Annotated in this window: 1 protein-coding gene; it reads right to left on the bottom strand. The window is 40.5% G+C overall.

Features of this window, described 5'->3' with window-relative positions; all coding sequences use genetic code 11:
- On the bottom strand, positions 1-188 hold a 188-nt coding region (locus G9F75_RS19885; protein ID WP_260399159.1), incomplete at its 3' end, for a condensation domain-containing protein.
- Between the last annotated feature and the right edge of the window lie 44 nt (positions 189-232).

The following is a 232-nucleotide window of genomic DNA, read 5'->3' as shown; positions in this document are numbered from 1 at the left end:
ACTTGGGCTCCTTTGTAGCTTTGGATTTTGGGACGTGGATAGTCCGTCACCAAATCCAAAACCGGTGCCTCTTCTTTAAATACTTCTTTCCAATAGTTTCTCTGACTCTCCAGGTTTCTGCCACGCATCCATTCACTATAATCTTTGTATTGTAGTTCAAGTGGTTGTAATTCTTCACCGTTATACAATCGTGAGAAATCTTCGATTAATAGATTTAGCGTCTGATGATCGG

Source organism: Bacillus sp. EKM208B, from assembly GCF_011800725.1.
GTDB lineage: Bacteria > Bacillota > Bacilli > Bacillales > Bacillaceae > Bacillus > Bacillus velezensis.
This window is presented reverse-complemented; position numbering and strand designations above follow the sequence as displayed.